Origin of the sequence: Salinibacterium sp. NG22, from assembly GCF_015864925.1 — a bacterium.
Lineage (GTDB): Bacteria > Actinomycetota > Actinomycetes > Actinomycetales > Microbacteriaceae > Rhodoglobus.
On record NZ_JADYWG010000001.1, the window covers coordinates 1472399 to 1488739 of the forward strand.

The 16341-nt window shown below is 62.2% G+C and carries 15 protein-coding genes; 11 read left to right on the forward strand and 4 right to left on the reverse strand.

Features of this window, described 5'->3' with window-relative positions; translation table 11 throughout:
• Window positions 1-73: 73 nt before the first annotated feature.
• Together I6E81_RS07255 and I6E81_RS07260 are read left to right on the forward strand one after the other, a co-directional pair.
• The gene (locus I6E81_RS07255) at window positions 74-1456 is read left to right on the forward strand and encodes a DUF2254 domain-containing protein (RefSeq protein WP_197106667.1); all 1383 of its coding nucleotides are present in this window, start codon (window positions 74-76) and stop codon (window positions 1454-1456) included.
• Between the two features lie 63 nt (window positions 1457-1519).
• Window positions 1520-2980 carry a glycosyltransferase gene (locus tag I6E81_RS07260; protein ID WP_197106668.1) on the forward strand — a complete coding sequence of 487 codons (1461 nt, stop codon included), beginning with the start codon at window positions 1520-1522 and terminating at the stop codon, window positions 2978-2980.
• Between the two features lie 47 nt (window positions 2981-3027).
• On the opposite strand, the gene I6E81_RS07265 is transcribed toward I6E81_RS07260, so the two are convergent.
• A complete protein-coding gene (locus tag I6E81_RS07265) occupies window positions 3028-5256 on the reverse strand; it encodes a beta-glucosidase (RefSeq protein ID WP_231603882.1) in 2229 nt (742 codons plus the stop codon).
• Between the two features lie 173 nt (window positions 5257-5429).
• Between I6E81_RS07265 and I6E81_RS07270 the strand changes: the two genes are divergently transcribed.
• From I6E81_RS07270 to I6E81_RS07280, 3 genes are all read left to right on the forward strand, one after another.
• Window positions 5430-6350, forward strand: a complete 921-nt coding sequence (locus tag I6E81_RS07270; protein WP_197106669.1) for a phage tail protein — start codon at window positions 5430-5432, stop codon at window positions 6348-6350.
• Window positions 6351-6404: 54 nt separating this feature from the next.
• Complete coding sequence (locus I6E81_RS07275; protein WP_197106670.1) at window positions 6405-6869, forward strand: GNAT family N-acetyltransferase; 465 nt, start codon at window positions 6405-6407, stop codon at window positions 6867-6869.
• A 74-nt stretch (window positions 6870-6943) separates the two neighbouring features.
• Window positions 6944-7684, forward strand: coding sequence for a sulfite exporter TauE/SafE family protein (locus tag I6E81_RS07280; RefSeq protein ID WP_197106671.1), 741 nt, complete (start codon window positions 6944-6946; stop codon window positions 7682-7684).
• 169 nt (window positions 7685-7853) lie between these two features.
• Here I6E81_RS07280 and I6E81_RS07285 read toward each other — a convergent pair whose 3' ends face one another.
• Complete coding sequence (locus tag I6E81_RS07285; RefSeq protein ID WP_197106672.1) at window positions 7854-9353, reverse strand: catalase; 1500 nt, start codon at window positions 9351-9353, stop codon at window positions 7854-7856.
• Between the two features lie 78 nt (window positions 9354-9431).
• Window positions 9432-9881, reverse strand: a complete 450-nt coding sequence (locus tag I6E81_RS07290; RefSeq protein WP_197106673.1) for a Fur family transcriptional regulator — start codon at window positions 9879-9881, stop codon at window positions 9432-9434.
• A gap of 1076 nt (window positions 9882-10957) precedes the next feature.
• Here I6E81_RS07290 and I6E81_RS07295 point away from each other — a divergent pair.
• The 6 genes from I6E81_RS07295 (at window position 10958) to I6E81_RS07320 (ending at window position 15178) form a co-directional block, all read left to right on the forward strand.
• Window positions 10958-12064: a hypothetical protein gene (locus I6E81_RS07295; protein ID WP_197106674.1), complete on the forward strand. Its 1107-nt coding sequence runs from the start codon at window positions 10958-10960 to the stop codon at window positions 12062-12064.
• Between the two features lie 221 nt (window positions 12065-12285).
• Entirely contained in the window at window positions 12286-12957 is a 672-nt protein-coding gene (locus tag I6E81_RS07300; protein ID WP_197106675.1) for a FadR/GntR family transcriptional regulator, read from the forward strand.
• A gap of 32 nt (window positions 12958-12989) precedes the next feature.
• Window positions 12990-13826, forward strand: a complete 837-nt coding sequence (locus I6E81_RS07305) for an ABC transporter ATP-binding protein (RefSeq protein ID WP_197107200.1) — start codon at window positions 12990-12992, stop codon at window positions 13824-13826.
• Window positions 13827-13875: 49 nt separating this feature from the next.
• Window positions 13876-14457 carry a hypothetical protein gene (locus tag I6E81_RS07310; RefSeq protein ID WP_197106676.1) on the forward strand — a complete coding sequence of 194 codons (582 nt, stop codon included), beginning with the start codon at window positions 13876-13878 and terminating at the stop codon, window positions 14455-14457.
• Window positions 14458-14523: 66 nt separating this feature from the next.
• A complete protein-coding gene (locus I6E81_RS07315) occupies window positions 14524-14760 on the forward strand; it encodes a hypothetical protein (RefSeq protein WP_197106677.1) in 237 nt (78 codons plus the stop codon).
• 34 nt (window positions 14761-14794) lie between these two features.
• Complete coding sequence (locus I6E81_RS07320) at window positions 14795-15178, forward strand: hypothetical protein (protein ID WP_197106678.1); 384 nt, start codon at window positions 14795-14797, stop codon at window positions 15176-15178.
• A 57-nt stretch (window positions 15179-15235) separates the two neighbouring features.
• Here I6E81_RS07320 and I6E81_RS07325 read toward each other — a convergent pair whose 3' ends face one another.
• Window positions 15236-16207 (reverse strand): Abi family protein, encoded by a 972-nt coding sequence (locus tag I6E81_RS07325; protein WP_197106679.1) that lies wholly within the window; start codon window positions 16205-16207, stop codon window positions 15236-15238.
• Window positions 16208-16341: the final 134 nt, after the last annotated feature.

The following is a 16341-nucleotide window of genomic DNA, read 5'->3' on the forward strand; positions in this document are numbered from 1 at the left end:
GTTGCTCCAGCCTAGGGGCACGCACCACAACAAAGGCTGACGTGATTAACTAGGGCGATTCGAGAGGGAAGTCATGAGCGAGCTAGCAACACAGAGTGCACGCCGCAATTCCCTGCGCCGGTGGATCGCCACCGTGCGCGAAGGCATCGCCGCTGAGCTGTGGCCGTTGCCTACTATGTCGATCATCATTGCCGTGATCTTGGGCATCGTGCTCCCCCTCATCGACCGCGCCGTCGACTCATCGTTGCCGGTCGGCGTTGAGCGATTCCTGTTTGCCGGCGGCCCCGAAAGCGCGCGTGCCGTGCTCTCCGCCATCTCAGGTTCGCTGATCACGGCGACCTCCCTCACCTTCTCCCTCACTGTCGTTGCCCTGCAGCTGGCGAGCAGCCAGGCATCGCCGCGCGTACTGCGCACCTTCCTCAAAGACCAGACCGTGCACTGGACTCTCTCGGTGTTCGTCGGAACCTTCGCCTATGCCCTCACGGTGTTGCGCACGGTTCAGGATGGCGATGACACCATCGACCCGATCGTGCCGCGCCTTGCGGTGACGTTGGCGTCGCTCCTGACCTTGGCGAGTGTTGTCATGCTCACGCTGTTCTTGGCGCACCTCGCGCGGCAGCTGCGCATTGAGACGACGATGCGGCAGGTTTACCTCGAAACCAGCAAGACTATTGAGCTCGTGGCATCCACAATGGCGACCGGCGAAACGGAACTGCCCGAGTGGCCGCCCGCCGAGCGCATTGAGTTGAGTCTCGCGAAGCGCTCCGGTTTTATTCGTTCCAGTGACCGTTCCCGGCTGCTCACGATCGCGATCAAGAACGACATCGTGGCACGCGAAGAACACACCGTCGGTCATCACGTGGTCAGCGGCACCCCGGTGCTGCGCTGGTGGCCGCGTGACCCGCTACGACATGTGGATGACGACGACCGCGCCACTATTAACAGTGCGTTGGTCGGCGCCGTCAGCCTCGCCTACGAGCGCACGGCTAGCCAAGATATCGGTTTCGGCATCCGCCAGCTCGTCGATATCACCGCCCGCGCTCTCTCCCCCGGAGTCAACGACCCGACGACGGCCGTACACACGCTCGGGCACATTTCGGCGACTCTCTGCTCAATTGCCGATCTGGAGATTCAGTCACGCGGACTCACCGATGACGACAACATTGTGCGCGTCATCATCAAGCCCCACGACTTTGTGAGCCTGCTCGATATCGCGATGACCCAACCGCGACGCTATGGCGCGAGCGACCCCGGGGTGGTTGAGCGTTTGTTCCAACTGCTGCAGGAGGTCGGCTACCGCGCGCAACGCACCGAGCAGTCCGCGGCAGTGGCTGTGCAAATTGACCGGCTCGAAGCATCCGTTGCCGCCGAAACGTATGACGCTGTGGAGCGCGAACGGTTCGCCCGCTTTGCTGAGGCGGCGCGTGCTGCGACCGTCGATCACCGCTGGCTCTGAGTCGCACGGAGCCGGCTGAGACACAGCCTGCTGAGCCACCCCCTGCTCGACTATCATTTCTCCATGCCCCGCACCCCGACTGCCCGCCCCGACGCTGACTCCGGGGAACGGGTACTGATTCTCTCTGCCGGCGTCGGATCGGGCCACAACAGTGCCGCAGCAGCAGTGCGCCAAGCCTGCGATGCGCGCACCGATGTCGCTGAAGTGCAGGTGCTCGACGTCTTGCAGGTCAGCAGTGCCCTCTACCGCGACGTGTTGGGCAAGGGTTATTTCGTGCTGGCGAAAGGCTTGCCCTGGCTGCTCGAGTGGGCTTACGACGTCAGCGACGCCCCGTTTTGGCGCCGCGGACCGATCGACCCCTGGACCCAGGCCAACTCTCTTCCCGTGATTCGGGCGATCAAACGCTTTCAGCCGACCGCCATCGTCAGCACACACTTTCTTCCCGCCCAACTCATGGCCACGCTCCTCATGCGCGGAGTCATCGACGCCAAAACAGCGGTGGTCACGACCGACTACGACCCTCAAGGCCTCTGGCTGACCAGCGCATTCCACTCGTTTAATGTGGCGCGCGAGGAAGGCAAAATCGAGCTGATGGCGCTCGGCCTGCCGGCCGACCGTGTGGCAGCAACCGGCATCCCGATCAGTTCGTATTCGGATGCCGAACCCGACCGCGTCGCCCACGACATCCCCCATATCTTGATTTCTGCTGGTGCAGCGGGCGGGGACTACGCCATCGCGGTGGTGCGGCAGACACTGCATATGCGCTCGGCTTTTAGAGCGACCGTCGTGTGCGGGCACAATGAGGAGACTCGCACGGGCATTGAGAAACTCGTCGGGGCTGACGATCGCTTTAACGTGCTGGGGTTTACGACAGAGATGCCCGCATTGCTCAGAAGCGCCGACCTGTTCGTGGGCAAACCGGGTGGGTTATCGGCCTCCGAATGCATGGCGGCAGGGTTGCCTATGGTGCTGGTGAACCCCATCCCGGGGCAAGAGGTTCGCAACGGCGACTACCTGATGGAACAGGGTGCCGCTGTTCGTTGCAACGACGTCACCACGCTCGGCTGGAAGATCGACCAGATCGTGCGCGAACCCGGTCGCCTCGAACGGATGCAAGCGGCAGCGAAGAGCACTGGCCGACCGGATGCCGCGGCAGACGTTCTCACTGGCCTGCTTGATGGCCCGGCCCGGCCGATAGTCGTAACTCGCGCTGCTCAAAAAGCTATTCTTGCCGCCAGCGAACGACAAATGGTGGCGAGCGATCTCAGAGGAGACTCCGCCCTCGTTCGATTGACTGATCCCACAGACAACAGCACGGTGGCGCTTCTGAAAGCAGATGAGCTGGAAGACCTGCAGAAGCGGTACGCGTCTTCTGAGGGAGAGCTCGTGCTGAGGCCCGACCAGAGGCTCGCCTCGGTGCGCTGGGAGGGCCGCCGACTGATTCGGGCAGTGCTTCGCAACGACGAGGCGCTGCGTGTTCGCATCGACGCACTTCCGCACGCGCAGTCGCGGTCGCAGGCGTAGGCGCAGGCGCAGGCGCAGGCGCAGGCGCAGGCGCAGGCGGTAGGCCGCTAGTTCGCGGCGGGCCGCAACGGCACTGCTCCAGCCCAGCGTGAGGGGCTGTGGTGAGCGGCGATCAGCGCCCACTCGCCCGCTCGCGGGTGCCACTGCCGGGTGCTCGGATCACGCTGCAACGTCGGCCCCGCATCCAACGCAACCTGCACGGTTGTCTCTGCGCCGCTCGGCAGGGTGACCTTCTGAAATCCGAGAAGCTGAGCGATCGGATGCTCGTCCGCCAGATCACCGGCGTACAGCTGAACGACGGTGGATCCGTCGCGGTCGCCGGTATTGGTCACGAGAACGCGAGCGGTGCCGCCCTCGTCAGCGAAGGTGTGGTCGAGCAGCTTGTGCGTCATGGTCGTGTAGCCCAGCCCGAATCCGAGGGGGAACGCGGGAGCAATGCCTTGGCCGTCAAGGTGGCGCTGGCCCCATCGGTCGTCGTACACGACTGCCTTAGCTGCGCTATCGAACGGGGGCAGATGCGCCGCGTCGCGCGGGATGACAAACGGCAACCGACCTCCGGGTTCGGTCTCTCCCGTGAGCATACTCGCGAGCGCGTGCCCGCCCTCCATGCCGCCGTACCAGGCAAGAACAAGCGCCGGAACGCGATCCCGCCAGTCATCGGTCAGGATCGCGCTGCCGCCGATCAGCACCACGACGGTGCGCGGATTGGCCGCGGTAACGGCACGGATGAGACTCACATCGGCGGGTCGAAGCTCGAGCGAGCTCCGGTCGCCGCCGCGCACGAAGCGTGCTGCGAGGTGCGCAAGCCCGATGAAGATACGACGAGACAGACCAGAGTTGAAAGCGCGACCGAGGATCCCCACATCGACTCCCCCGGTAACGACCGACTCGCCCTCGTCGTGTTGGTCAAGCCCCACGACAACGACGGCGATCTCTGCCTGAGCCGCGAGCGCCGCCGCAGCACTCTCGTCTTTGCCTGTGGCGGTCGTGATCAGTGCCGCGGAGAACGCGTCGCGCAATCCTTGCAGCGGAGAGACAGTGGATGGCGGCCGAACGCGAGAAGAGCCATGATCGCCCAGGTTCGCTTGGTCGGCGAGTCGCCCGATGACGGCGAGCCGACGCGTGCTGGGCGCCAATGGCAGTAGCGGTGCCTCAGCGACGGCATCGTTCTTGAGCAACACGATCGACTCTGCTGCGGCCTGAAGGGCAAGGGCCCGGTGCGCGGCAGAGGCGATGACAGCGACATCCGGCTCCTGCTGTTCGCGCGTTGCCACATGCAGAATGCTGGTGCGCAGAATGCGGTGAGCAGACTCGAGCACGGTCGCGCGGTCAAGCTCCCCGCTGCGCAGGGCGGCAGGCAGAGCGCGCGCCCGCAGCATCCGCAGGGGCATCTCGACATCCATTCCCGCTTGCAAGCTGACGACAGCATCGTGAGTACCGAACACCCAGTCGCTCGTGACGAAACCGGTGAATCCCCACTCGTCTCGCAGCACATCCGTGAGCAGGGCACGATTGACATCCATGTATTCGCCGCGCACCCGGTTATAGGCGCTCATGACCGAGTCGGCTCCGGCATCCACCACCGCTTTGAAGTGGGGCAAATACACCTCGTGCAGCGCGTGGTCGTCAACAGCGACATCCACTTCGAAGCGCTCGTTCTCCATTGAGTTGAGCGCGAAATGCTTCACGCACGCCATCGTGTGCACCCGAACACCGCGGGTAAGGGCTGCCCCCATCTGACCGACGAGAACCGGGTCTTCGCCGTAGCATTCCTGCGCACGCCCCCAGGCGGGATGCCGCAGCAAGTTCACACACACCGAGGCAGAGTAGTTGGCACCCCGCGCGCGCGTCTCGGCGCCAATCGCCACCCCGACCCGTTGCTCAAGCTCCGGATCCCAGGTTGCTGCCCGCGCCATCGTCACGGGGAACGCTGTAGCGGCACCGATAACGACACCGCGAGCACCGTCACTGAACCGGATGCCGGGGATGCCGAGCCGCGCTACTGCTCCGGCCACGAATGGTCGCCGCCCGAGAAGGGCAGGGATGAAGGGCAAGAGACGTCGCGGAGAGTCACCGTCGAGCAGACCGAGCAGTTCTTTATCGGTCAACAGGCTGACGAGCTGAGCGGAGGCTGTATCGGCATCGATCGTGCCGGTGCGAACAGCGCGGATCGCGTCGTCGAAGGCGTGAACCGAGGCTGCCAATGCCACTGGCACGGCTGCATCCCTCATCGGCACTCTGCCCACGCTCTGCAGGTCGTCGGTCGCATTCTCCATGATTCGAATTCTGCACCCTGTAGCTGTGCCCACCCACCATGGCAGGCAGGTAGACCGTCCGTCGCACCCCCACACTGGGGGCCGAGACCACTTGAGTTAACTGAGAGAACTTCGTTATGTTTGTATCAACCCTTGGCTGATCGTCGCACCTCTTCCACGTCTGGATCCCCTCTTTGTCTTTAGCGCCCCGCACACCGTCACGTTCGCTTCGATTGTTTGCCGGGGCAGCCATTGCCGCCGTGATGCTCGCCGGCTGCACCACCCAAGCCAGTTCTGCGGATGCGCTACAGAAGGCCTGCGTCGACACGACCGCCTCGGCAATCAAGCTCATTGATGCCGCCGACTCGTGCGGTGCCGGATTCGTTGAGGCAGTGTTCACGACGGAAGCTGCGTCAACCGGGATCGCCGGCGCCGATGGCGTCGATGGTACGAACGGCACCGACGGAAGTGACGGCGCGGCTGGTGCCAACGGGCTCAACGGTGCCGACGGCACTAATGGACTTAAGGGTGCCGACGGACTTGACGGTGCCGACGGACTTGACGGTGCCGACGGGGCGACCGGCGCGGACGGCGCTGCGGGCCTCACCGGAGCCAACGGAGCGCAGGGCCCTAAGGGCGACGCCGGCGACCGGGGCGACACCGGCCCCCTAGGCGCACCGGGCGCTGATGGTGCAGATGGTGCAGATGGTGCAGTCGGCCCCATGGGACTGCGAGGTCCGGTGGGCGATACCGGCGCAGTCGGAGCACAAGGCGTCCAGGGCCTTACCGGCGCAACGGGAGCAACCGGACCCGCCGGCAACTCGCTCCTTGCCGCAGAGTTTGGCACCCGTACGGGCGCAGCACGAGACAGTCCCGGTAATTCGTGCACTCTCGGCACTCTGTCCCTGACGGCATCGGCATACGCCGGCAATGGTCTGGTCGCAGATGGCCGCCTTCTCAATACTTCCTCCAACCCAGCGCTCTTCTCACTCATCGGCACCACCTACGGCGGCGATGGTTACGAGACTTTTGGGCTCCCCGATATGAGCGACATCACGCCCAACGACATGACCTGGATGATCTGCCATCAGGGCATCTTCCCCAGCCCGCTCTAGCGTTCTGGAACGCTCTCGGCAGGTTCTCGGCAACACGCAGACTAGGATTCTGACGTGGAAGACACTTACGAACTCGAACTCCGTAGCGTTCCCTTTGAGCACGCCGACTCGGTAATGCTGCGTTCAGCGCAGCGTGCGGAACTAACGGCGCGTTATGGGACCGAAGACAGCGAACCCGGCGCGAAGCCGACATCTGACTCGGTTGTCGTCTTCTTGATCGCCTATGTCGATGGCGTTCCTGCCGGTTGTGGTGGGCTCCGCGAGCTCGACAATGGCAACTTCGAAGTGAAGCGCATGTATGTCACGCCTGCTCAGCGCGGCACCGGCATCGCCATCGCAGTGCTCAAGGGCCTCGAAGAGTGGGCTCGCGCTCAGTCGGCCACCGAACTCGTTCTCGAATCGGGAACGGCCCAGCCCGATGCGATGCGTTTCTACGAGCGCGAGGGCTACACGCGCATCGAGAACTTCGGCGCCTACGTGGGCGAGCCTCTGAGCGTCTGTTACTCCAAAACGCTCTAACGCAGAACCCCAGCTCGGCACCTGTTTCTCGCCGGATGGCAAGCATGCGCGCGGCAGCGCTCTAGTCTTGGTCAGTGCTTGCTCTCGTCGCGCTCTCTGTTCTCATCGGAGCACTCTCGCAACGGATCACCGGGATGGGCTTCGCACTCGTCGCATCGCCGCTGATCGTGATCTTGCTCGGCCCCTTCGACGGTGTGCTGGTGGTGAACCTCTGCGGTGTCATATCGGCAGCGCTCATCATCCCGCGGGTGTGGCGACACATCGAATGGCGCACGCTCGCATGGTTGGCGATTCCGGCTGTTGTCACGATCGTGCCCGCGTCGTTTCTTGTGACACGACTACCTGGTCCGATCACTCAGCTCAGCATTGGCATCCTGGTGCTCGTTGCCCTCACCGCGACGCTGCTCATTAGGCGCTCGGAGCGCGTGGTGCCGGCGCGACCGGCCGCGATCCTTGCCGGGGCGGCATCCGGTTTTATGAATACAGCGGCGGGCGTCGGCGGTCCGGCGATCAGTATTTATGCGGTGATCATGCGCTGGCCACAAGTGAACTTTGCGGCCACACTTCAGCCCTACTTTGTGATTGTCGGCGTCACTTCACTCGTTACGAAGGCTCTCTTTTCTGGCGGCATGCTTCCTGAGTTGGATGCTCTCAGCTGGGTCATCATCATCAGCTCACTGCTGGTCGGGCTCGTATTTGGCGAGGTGCTCAATCGGCACGTCAGCCACCGCGCTGCGCGAATCGCGGTCATCATTATCGCGTACGTCGGTGGCACGGTCGCTGTCATCGATGGGGGCCTGGGGCTCGCGGCCTAGCCAGCACCGGACTCGCTCTCGGCGGCGCTCGCTCTGTTGCGCGGCACCTGCGACACCTCCAGCACAGGCGACACCTGCAGCGTTAACCAACGGATGCCCGGCCCCCAACTTTCGGGGACCGGGCATCCGGTGTTCGACTTCGCGTTAGCGCAGGCGATTCACCTCAGTGTTATTCGGCGGGGCCGACTCCTACGGGGTCAGCTTCCTCGTTGGGGGTGTCGCCGTTGCCGGGAACGGTCTGGCGCAGTGTGGCGCCGAGGCCGGCATCCACACTTGTCCAGTACCAGTAGAAACGCTCGAGGATCTCGGGAACGGTGATGCCGCGGCCCTGTCCGGTGAGGGTTTCGATGAAGCGTGCCTTCGACTCTGCGGAGAAGACGTCGCGGTAGAGCGTTCCGGCCTGGCCGAAGTCGTCGTCTTCGGAGTGCAGGGTTGCTGCGGCGCGAAGGAGCTCGCCGTCAGTTGCCCAGCCACCTTCGCCGGCAAGCTCGGGCTGAGCTGCGGGTCCGCCATACGAGTTCGGCGTGTACGTGCGTGCTGCAGCGTCACCGATCTTGTAGTTCATGGAACCTTCGTGCTGGTAGTTGCGCGCTTCGGAGGCGTGCGGCTGGTTCACCGGCAGCTGGTTGTAGTTGGTTCCGATGCGGTTGCGCTGGGCATCCGGGTAGGAGAACACACGGGCCATCAGCATTTTGTCTGGGCTGATGTCGGTGCCGGGAACCATGTTCGACGGCGAGAACGCTGACTGCTCGATCTGGGCGAAGAAGTTCTCCGGGTTGCGGTTGAGCGTGAAGTGGCCAACCGGAATCAGCGGGTAGTCCTTGTGCGACCACGTCTTGGTGAGGTCGAAGGGGTTGAAGCGGTAGGTCTTGGCTTCTTCGTACGGCATGACCTGCACGGAGACATCCCAGGTGGGGTAGTCGCCGTCGGCGATGGCGTTGAAGAGGTCGCGACGGTAGTAGTCAGCGTCTTCTCCGGCGATGCGCTCGGCTTCGGCAGCTTCCATCAGTTCAACGCCCTGGCGGGACTTGAAGTGGTACTGCACCCAGAAGCGTTCGCCTTCGGCGTTGATCCACTGGTAGGTGTGCGAGCTGTAGCCATTGAGGTGGCGCCATGACTTGGAGAGGCCGCGGTCGCCCATGAGGTACGTGACCTGGTGGGCGCTTTCGGGCGAGAGGGTCCAGAAGTCCCACTGCATGTCGCCGTCGCGAAGGCCGGAGTCGCCGAGGCGCTTCTGCGAGTGGATGAAGTCGGGGAACTTCATGCCGTCACGAATGAAGAAGACGGGAGTGTTGTTTCCGACGATGTCGAGGTTTCCCTCGGTGGTGTAGAAACGCAGTGCGAAGCCGCGCACGTCGCGCCAAGTATCGGGCGAACCTTGTTCTCCTGCTACGGACGAGAAACGCAGAATGGTTTCGCTCGTTGCACCCTTCTGGAAGACGGCAGCCTTGGTGAAACGAGAGACGTCTTCTGTGACGACGAACTCACCAAATGCTCCAGCACCCTTGGCGTGGGGGTTGCGCTCCGGCACCCGCTCGCGGTTGAACGCGGCAAGCTTCTCGACCAGAAAACGATCGTGCAGCGCGATTACGCCATCAGGACCTGTCGTGAGCGAATGTTCGTCGCTCCCAATTGGTGCGCCGGCCTGGGTTGTCGTGGGTTCTGTCACGATGTCTCCTTTGTGTGGGGATTATTAGGGGCGAAATGGAAAGTCGGTCGACAGCGTAGACAGCTCTGTCTGTGTTCTTTAGTCTGCGCTCTTTTGGTTGAGAGCGCTCTGGCAATCGGGGCAAACGCCCCAAAAATTCACTTCGGCAACCTGCACGGAGAAGCCTCCAGCATCGGATGGCGTGAGGCACGGCGCGTGACCAACAACACAGTCGACGTCGCGCACAGCACTGCATTCGGTGCACACGATGTGGTGGTGGTTGTCGCCAATACGGCGTTCATAGAGAGCGGATGACCCTGCCGGTTCGATCTTGCGCAGCAAGCCCGCCGTCGTCAGCGCCGCCAGCACTCCGTACACAGCTTGGAGGGAGGTGCCGGGCAAACTCGGCAGCACAGCCCCGAACACTGTGTCGGCATCCGAGTGCGGGATGTCAGTGAGGGCGCTGAGCACAGCGACGCGGGGCTCGGTCACTTTCAGACCGGCCTCTCGCAGAGTGTCGGCGAGCGCCGCATCCGTCACTGTTTCCATGGCTACGACCGTATCAGTTGTTTTGAGTAACTCAAGACAACTTGTGGTGAATTTTGCATCGGGCTCCCCGAACACCGAGCAGAGGAGAGCGAACACCGTCACCCACCACGGCGCGGTCTACGCAATGATGGGCACATGTCGAACAACCGCGACGGCGCCTACGACTCCGTGAATCAACTTGCGACTTGGTCTGAATGGGCACCATTCGCAGACGTTGCCGCGCTCGCGCCACGAACGCCCGGGGTATATCAAATGCGCATTCCAGACGGGACTATCGTCTACGTCGGCATGGCCGGCGAGAGACGCGGGCAGGGAATTCGCGGGCGGCTTTCGATTTACCGACGCGGAAAAGGAGCAGTGAGTGGCTTCGGGGAGGCCGCCCTGGATCGTGCGCTCGCCGATTCCACTTTTATCGAAGAACACCTTGCAGCAGTGCGCAATGGTCAACCCTCCCGCACGTCGGGTTGGGCCCGTGATGCCATCGCGCTACTTGAAGTCGAGGTGCGCTGGGCCGAGTGTACGACTGGAGCTGAAGCAGATAGCTTGGAGGATGCTGCGGTCGCTCTCCTCAGCGCTCACGGAATTTGGAACCGGGTCGCAGCTAAGGCGAGACAAGGAAGGTCGCCCAATTTCCAAACGAGTGCCCCCGACAGCGCTACGACGGTAGGACAACTGACCGCCGAATACGAGCGGACCGATCAAGGTCGCATGGTCCGCGCCATTCTTCGCTCTGGCTTTCCTGAGCACCCTGCGGGCCACTCGTGGGATCCCCTCTCGTCCACCCAAGCTGGGCATGTTCGAGCAACGCTTGGCCCGAGGCCTAAAGTGGCATCAGAAGATTCGGTCCTCGATTGAGAATCCAACGCTGACCCGCCCCACACGGGCTCCAACATTGGGCGGCGTCCCTAGGACGAGCAACGCGGGCGCACTCAATCCAACTGTCTGGTGATACGCCGAGGGTCGAAGTGATGAAAAGCACCACAGAGCTGGTGTCGCCGGGCAATGCTCTAATGGAAGCCGGTGTGGCGCGCGTATAAATAGGCTTGGCCGTTCACAGCCGAAAGGAAGGGAGCCAAGTGTCAAAGTTACCTGAACCGACAATTCCTGACAGTTCAGTTCCTCCGCATATTGAGTCAGCCGCTTGGCCGGCGCTCGAATCACTCTCGTCGATTCTCAGCGAACAGAGCCGAATCGTAGATTCGATCGTTGGAATGATTCCCAAACTAGATGTGCCCACCATTACAGGCCTCGCAGAAACCGAGATAGGACATTTCTCGGAGAGCACTGCATGGTTCAATTCGATTCACATACAGCTACCGGACGTTTTTGGCTCGAGCTTCGACCAGCTCGCGGAGATTTCGCAGGACCTAGCGCTTCAGAACACGCGCTGGCTCGCGTCGATTCAGCCAGCATTGCCGATAGCCGATCTCGATTCACTGACAAATTTCTCCTTGCCTGCGTGGTTTGCAGACCTCGGCGAGATCGTCACAACACAGATCAGCGGAGTTCTATCCGGACTCGACTGGGACTACCTTCGGCGCCGAACATTGCTGCCCGCGAACTGGCCAATGGACTTCGAGGATCACCTTCCCGCGATCGAGCAAATTCTGAACACGGAAGGGTTGCCGCTCGCCTGGGTGCCCCGGCAAGCACTTTTTCTAATGCTGGTGAACGCGACGTCCGCTGAAGAACGTCTTCAGATTTTGCGAGATCACCGCGACGAAGTGTTGCAGGATTGCGCGACGATCATTGAAAACCTCGAAAACGATTTCATGGCAGCCCAAATTCCACTCGCGCAAGACGTTATCTCCGCTTGTCGCGACGGGCATTGGCGCGTCGCGGCAGTATCCGCAGTTGTGATCGTCCACGCCGTCGTTGAAAATCTCGAGTGGTCAACGAATCCACAAGGGTTAGTGAAGAACCATGGGTTTGCCACAGCTTCAACGCTCGAAGAATTAATCGAACGGTCCACTCGAGCGCCGTTTGTGTCGTTCTACGTGGAATGGCACCCGAAATCGGGAAAGCCTGAACCACGAGGACTTGCCCGCAATATGGTGTCCCACCGAGTGACCGATGTTCACCTAGACGAGCACAACTGTCTTATTGCGGTAATGCTAATGGCCTCTCTGATGGAAACTGTTCGGCGTCTCAGCTTGGGTCATTCTGCCGATGAGGCTCCGTGAAAGTGGCCCTCATCGACGTGAGGAATTGAGCAAGAGGGAAGCACTCGAAGTCCGTGCGGAAAACTACACTCCGGGTTGCGTCGCAGCCATGGTGCGGTCGCACCTACGTCAGCACGTCAGATTGTGGTCACTCCATACGTGGTGGGTCGGACCTCCGCGAACCCAACTTGTCTGAGGTGTAGAGTTGCGAGGCAGACAAACACAGTGATCGGAGCACCTGCATGACGCCAGCAGTGCAACAAGGTCGGCTCGCAGCGCAAGCGGCCGAAGTCCTGCTTGAGCGCATCCGTGCCGGCGAGTGGCCCCTGGGGCACAAGCTGCCGGGCGAGACGACACTGGCCGCCGAGATCGGGGTCGGGCGCTCTACACTGCGGGAGGCCATCCGTGAACTCGCCGGTCAAGGCGTGCTCGAAAGCCGTCAAGGCTCGGGCGTCTTCGTGATCTCGACCAACATCGCCGAGGACTGGGATGTCGTGCTGCGCCGAGTCTCCGTCGCATCCGTCATCGAGGCTCGGGTCGCAATCGAGGCCGAAGCTGCCGCACTCGCAGCGCATCGGCGCACCCCATCAGACCTGCGGGCGATGCGTCGAGCACTCGCCCGCCGCTCGGGCTCGCACCACTCTGCCGAAGAGTTCGCTGACGTCGACATGGCGCTTCATCAGGAAGTCGTCGCGGCATCCCACAATGAAGTGCTGCTCGAACTGTTCAACGGGTTCGTGCCGCGAGTGCGGGTAGCGATGATCGAAATGCTGAAGCTGCGCCCGATCCACGACTACGAGGCAGACCAAGCCGCCCACGCCGCTCTCGTCGAAGCGATCGCCGAACGAAACCCAGCCGCCGCTGCAGAGTGCAGCCGGGCGCACCTCACCGGCGTGCACCGAGCCCTCTCGTGAGCGACGGCACCACCACGAACGACAGCACCTTCATGAACGAAAGCACCTCCGTGAACAGCAACCCCACCGTCGTCGAGCTGCGCGGCGTCACCTTTCGCCGCGGCGAGCGCACCATCCTGAACGAGGTCGACCTCACCGTGCGCGCGGGCGAACACTGGGCGCTCCTCGGGCCCAACGGCGCCGGCAAGAGCACCATCCTCGGTTTCGTTGGCGCCTCAGCGCACCCGACCTCCGGAACAGTGGACATCCTGGGGCAACGCCTCGGCCGGGTCGAACTGCAGGCACTGCGTCGCTCGATCGGGCACGTCAACCCGCGTCATCCGCTTCACGCACCCCTCACGATTCGGGATGTCGTACTCACCGGCCTCACCGGATCCCTCGAGACTCCCCCACGATGGGACCCCAGCGCGCAGCAGACCCAACGCGCGTCAGAACTCATCGAACAGATGGGGCTGGCAGGCAAGGATGCCCACCGCTGGCCGACGCTGTCGCAAGGAGAACGCGGCAGAGCACTCATCGCCCGCGCACTGATCGCCGAACCAGACCTACTCCTTCTCGACGAACCCAGCACCGGGCTGGATGTCGCGGCACGCGAGCAACTCCTCGAAACGGTCGACGCGCTCACCCACAGCTTTCCGCGACTGGCCTCAATTCTCGTGACGCATCACCTCGAAGAACTGCCCTCCACGACATCCCATGCCGCGCTAATTGCGAATGGTCGGATCTCTCAGGCCGGGCCAGCCGAACAGGTGCTGACCACCGAGAACGTGACGACCGCCTTCGCGCATCCGATCCGCGTCGGGCAACACGACGGCCGCTGGTTCGCGCTGCCTGCTCGCAAGAATTCGCTCGATCTCGCCGCGGTCTAATCCCGGCGACCATCTGGTCAGAATCACCCTCGAAGCGTAAGGTGAGTAAATGCCACGTCTACGCAGTGTCTTCGTCTTGTCGGTTAGCGCCGCACTTCTGGCGGGATGCGCAGCGGTAGCGGATGACAGCGCTGCCGCTCCGGAACCATCGCTATCCACTTCCCCTTCTCCCGCCGCCACGAAGGTGGATTCTGCTGCTGTCGCAAAGGCCGACTCGTGGCTCGAAGGCGCGATCCTGCCGCCCGATGCCGTGCTCTCCGAGAGCATCCCGGCAACCACACCACCGTTCGCATACTCGTACTATGCGTGGCCGTGCTCATCTATGGAGACGCGGACGGGATATTGGATCATCGCGGGTGCGGACGTAATCGACACTGCGAACTGGCTCAAGGAGCACCCGACCGCGGGGCTAATTGACCCCGGGGCGCTACCGCTTTCCGGCGGGCCAGAAGTAGACAGCGCGACCTTCGGCAACGTTCCTGAGCAAGATTCCCTCGAAGGCATCGCCTTCACAGTGAACCGCACCGCGGACGGAGTCGCCGTGCGCGCGGAGATCGGCGTCTTCACCGAGGACACCGTCTGCCCAGAGCCTCCCGACGGTGGGCGCTGGGGCGGGCCCGGGCAGGGCTAACTGCGCCAGCGGCGCAGGCACCCTTCGACCCTCATCTACTTTCATCCACTCGTGGAGAACACAAACATGCGAAACCGAATCTGGGCAGTGACGAGCGGACTACTGGGCGCCGCCATTCTGGTGCTGCTGTTCTTCTACGGCATTGAGTACGGCACGTGGATCGACGAAGCGGGGCCGCTCACGACCTCACCACCGACGTTCCTACTCCCCTTTGCGATTGGCGGCATCGCCGGAATCCTCATGATCGGGGGCTTCGCGGTCAGCTTGTCTGGGCTCAACACCGAGTCGTCCTTCGATGCCTGACGCTTATGGTGGCCCCACGAAGACGCGAAGGCTAATGCCAATCGTTGGCGTGATTCTTGCGGTCGTGGCCTTGGCGATCCTTTCGGGTCGTTGGATAGACACCGCCATCTGGGGCGCCGACGGTGCTCGCGTCATCGACACGACGAGGCAGCTCATCCACGCTGCCCCCTCAGGTGATCAAGACGCGCTCGCGTGCGAAGACTTCGCAGCGGACTTTGGTGACGCGCAAGCCTGGAACGGATTGCGTGCCGGAGAGCCCGAACAGTTCGATGCCGACACCTCTTTCGACCGACCCGCGCTCGACGCCTCCTGGAGCATCAACCTCGAAGGATGGAGCGAGACTAGCGATGTCAGCCCAAGTTTCGTCTTCTACCGCGAGATCGAAGACGGTCTGTGCGTAGCGGACGTCAGATGGTGAACGCTGGGTGCGGGAATGGATAGCTAAAGGTACGCACTGGAACTAGTGGTCCCTCCCCTACCCGCTAACCCAAGGTTTCGTTGTGCGCCAGTCGTCGGGGAAGCCCATCTCCCGAGTTGAACGCCTAGGCATTTCGTCGAGCGACTGGCCCGCTAGCGCGCCCACCTTGTGGACCCAAGTCGAGCCCGGTGATGTCGTCTGGAGAATCTTCGCGATGACGGCGAGAGCGCCGAAGATGCTCTCGCTCTGTCCCTTTGGCAGGCCCTCGAGGCCCTCAATTGTTTTCATGGCGGCGGTTGGGGCTGGGACGACCGTTCGGTTCCAGAGTCTCCCATGGTGTGCTGCAATATTACGGACGACTGACAGTTGTTCGAGCCAGCGAGCCAGCGGATGGTTCTTGAGAGATTTGTTCCGCTGATTCCCGGTGACTTTGTCCAAGTCGATGTGTAAACCTAGCCCGTCGGCTACCGCGTACTGATCGCTAACCTTCATGCCCTCAAAAAGTTTAGAGACATCGGAGAAATCGAGAATGTCGACCAGAACCCAGATGGGGATTACACCGCTGCGCTGGTTTTGGTGATGCTGAATGGAGGGGGACCGTCTGGAAGCCCGGGTCACGCGTCTATCCACATCCGAAAGCCAGCCTTGATGATCGAAGGTGTCTCGAAAAGTGGATGGGATTTCGCAGGAGAGTGGCCCGTGAGCGCCGAGCACGTAACTGACTTGGCTGCGGAGCGCCACTTCTACACGTTCGACACCATCGTGCAGAAGGGTGCGAAGCTTGCGATCAAATTCGTATAGGTCTGTGATTGACGAAAACGTTGTTCCGGCTTCAAACTGATCCGAGCGGCTGACTTTGCCGTCTTTCAATACGGCTATTTGCCGGTAGATATACCAGTAGCCGCTGAGCCGGTAGTAGTTCACGGAGCGGAGCCAACGTTCCGGTTCTCCATCAAGTTCGAGGCCACGAGTTCTCAGTAGATCGACCTGCTGATCGATCGTCTGATACTTCTTAGAAGGGGCGGCCACAGCCTGATTCTGCCATGTTAAAGAAATCCAGCCCACACCGGAATACCGGGCGGGCTGAACGATTACATACAAACTACCATGCCCCTCCGACAAGTGGGCAGTGAGGTTCCGCGACAAAGAATGTTTCGCAACCG

Coding starts and splice junctions, on each gene's coding strand:
- I6E81_RS07260 (WP_197106668.1), top strand. CDS start 1,520: ATGCCCCGCACCCCGACTGCCCGCCCCGACGCTGACTCCGGGGAACGG.
- I6E81_RS07290 (WP_197106673.1), bottom strand. CDS start 9,881: ATGGAAACAGTGACGGATGCGGCGCTCGCCGACACTCTGCGAGAGGCC.
- I6E81_RS07315 (WP_197106677.1), top strand. CDS start 14,524: ATGCGAAACCGAATCTGGGCAGTGACGAGCGGACTACTGGGCGCCGCC.
- I6E81_RS07320 (WP_197106678.1), top strand. CDS start 14,795: ATGCCAATCGTTGGCGTGATTCTTGCGGTCGTGGCCTTGGCGATCCTT.
- I6E81_RS07300 (WP_197106675.1), top strand. CDS start 12,286: ATGACGCCAGCAGTGCAACAAGGTCGGCTCGCAGCGCAAGCGGCCGAA.
- I6E81_RS07305 (WP_197107200.1), top strand. CDS start 12,990: ATGAACGAAAGCACCTCCGTGAACAGCAACCCCACCGTCGTCGAGCTG.
- I6E81_RS07265 (WP_231603882.1), bottom strand. CDS start 5,256: ATGGAGAATGCGACCGACGACCTGCAGAGCGTGGGCAGAGTGCCGATG.
- I6E81_RS07255 (WP_197106667.1), top strand. CDS start 74: ATGAGCGAGCTAGCAACACAGAGTGCACGCCGCAATTCCCTGCGCCGG.
- I6E81_RS07310 (WP_197106676.1), top strand. CDS start 13,876: ATGCCACGTCTACGCAGTGTCTTCGTCTTGTCGGTTAGCGCCGCACTT.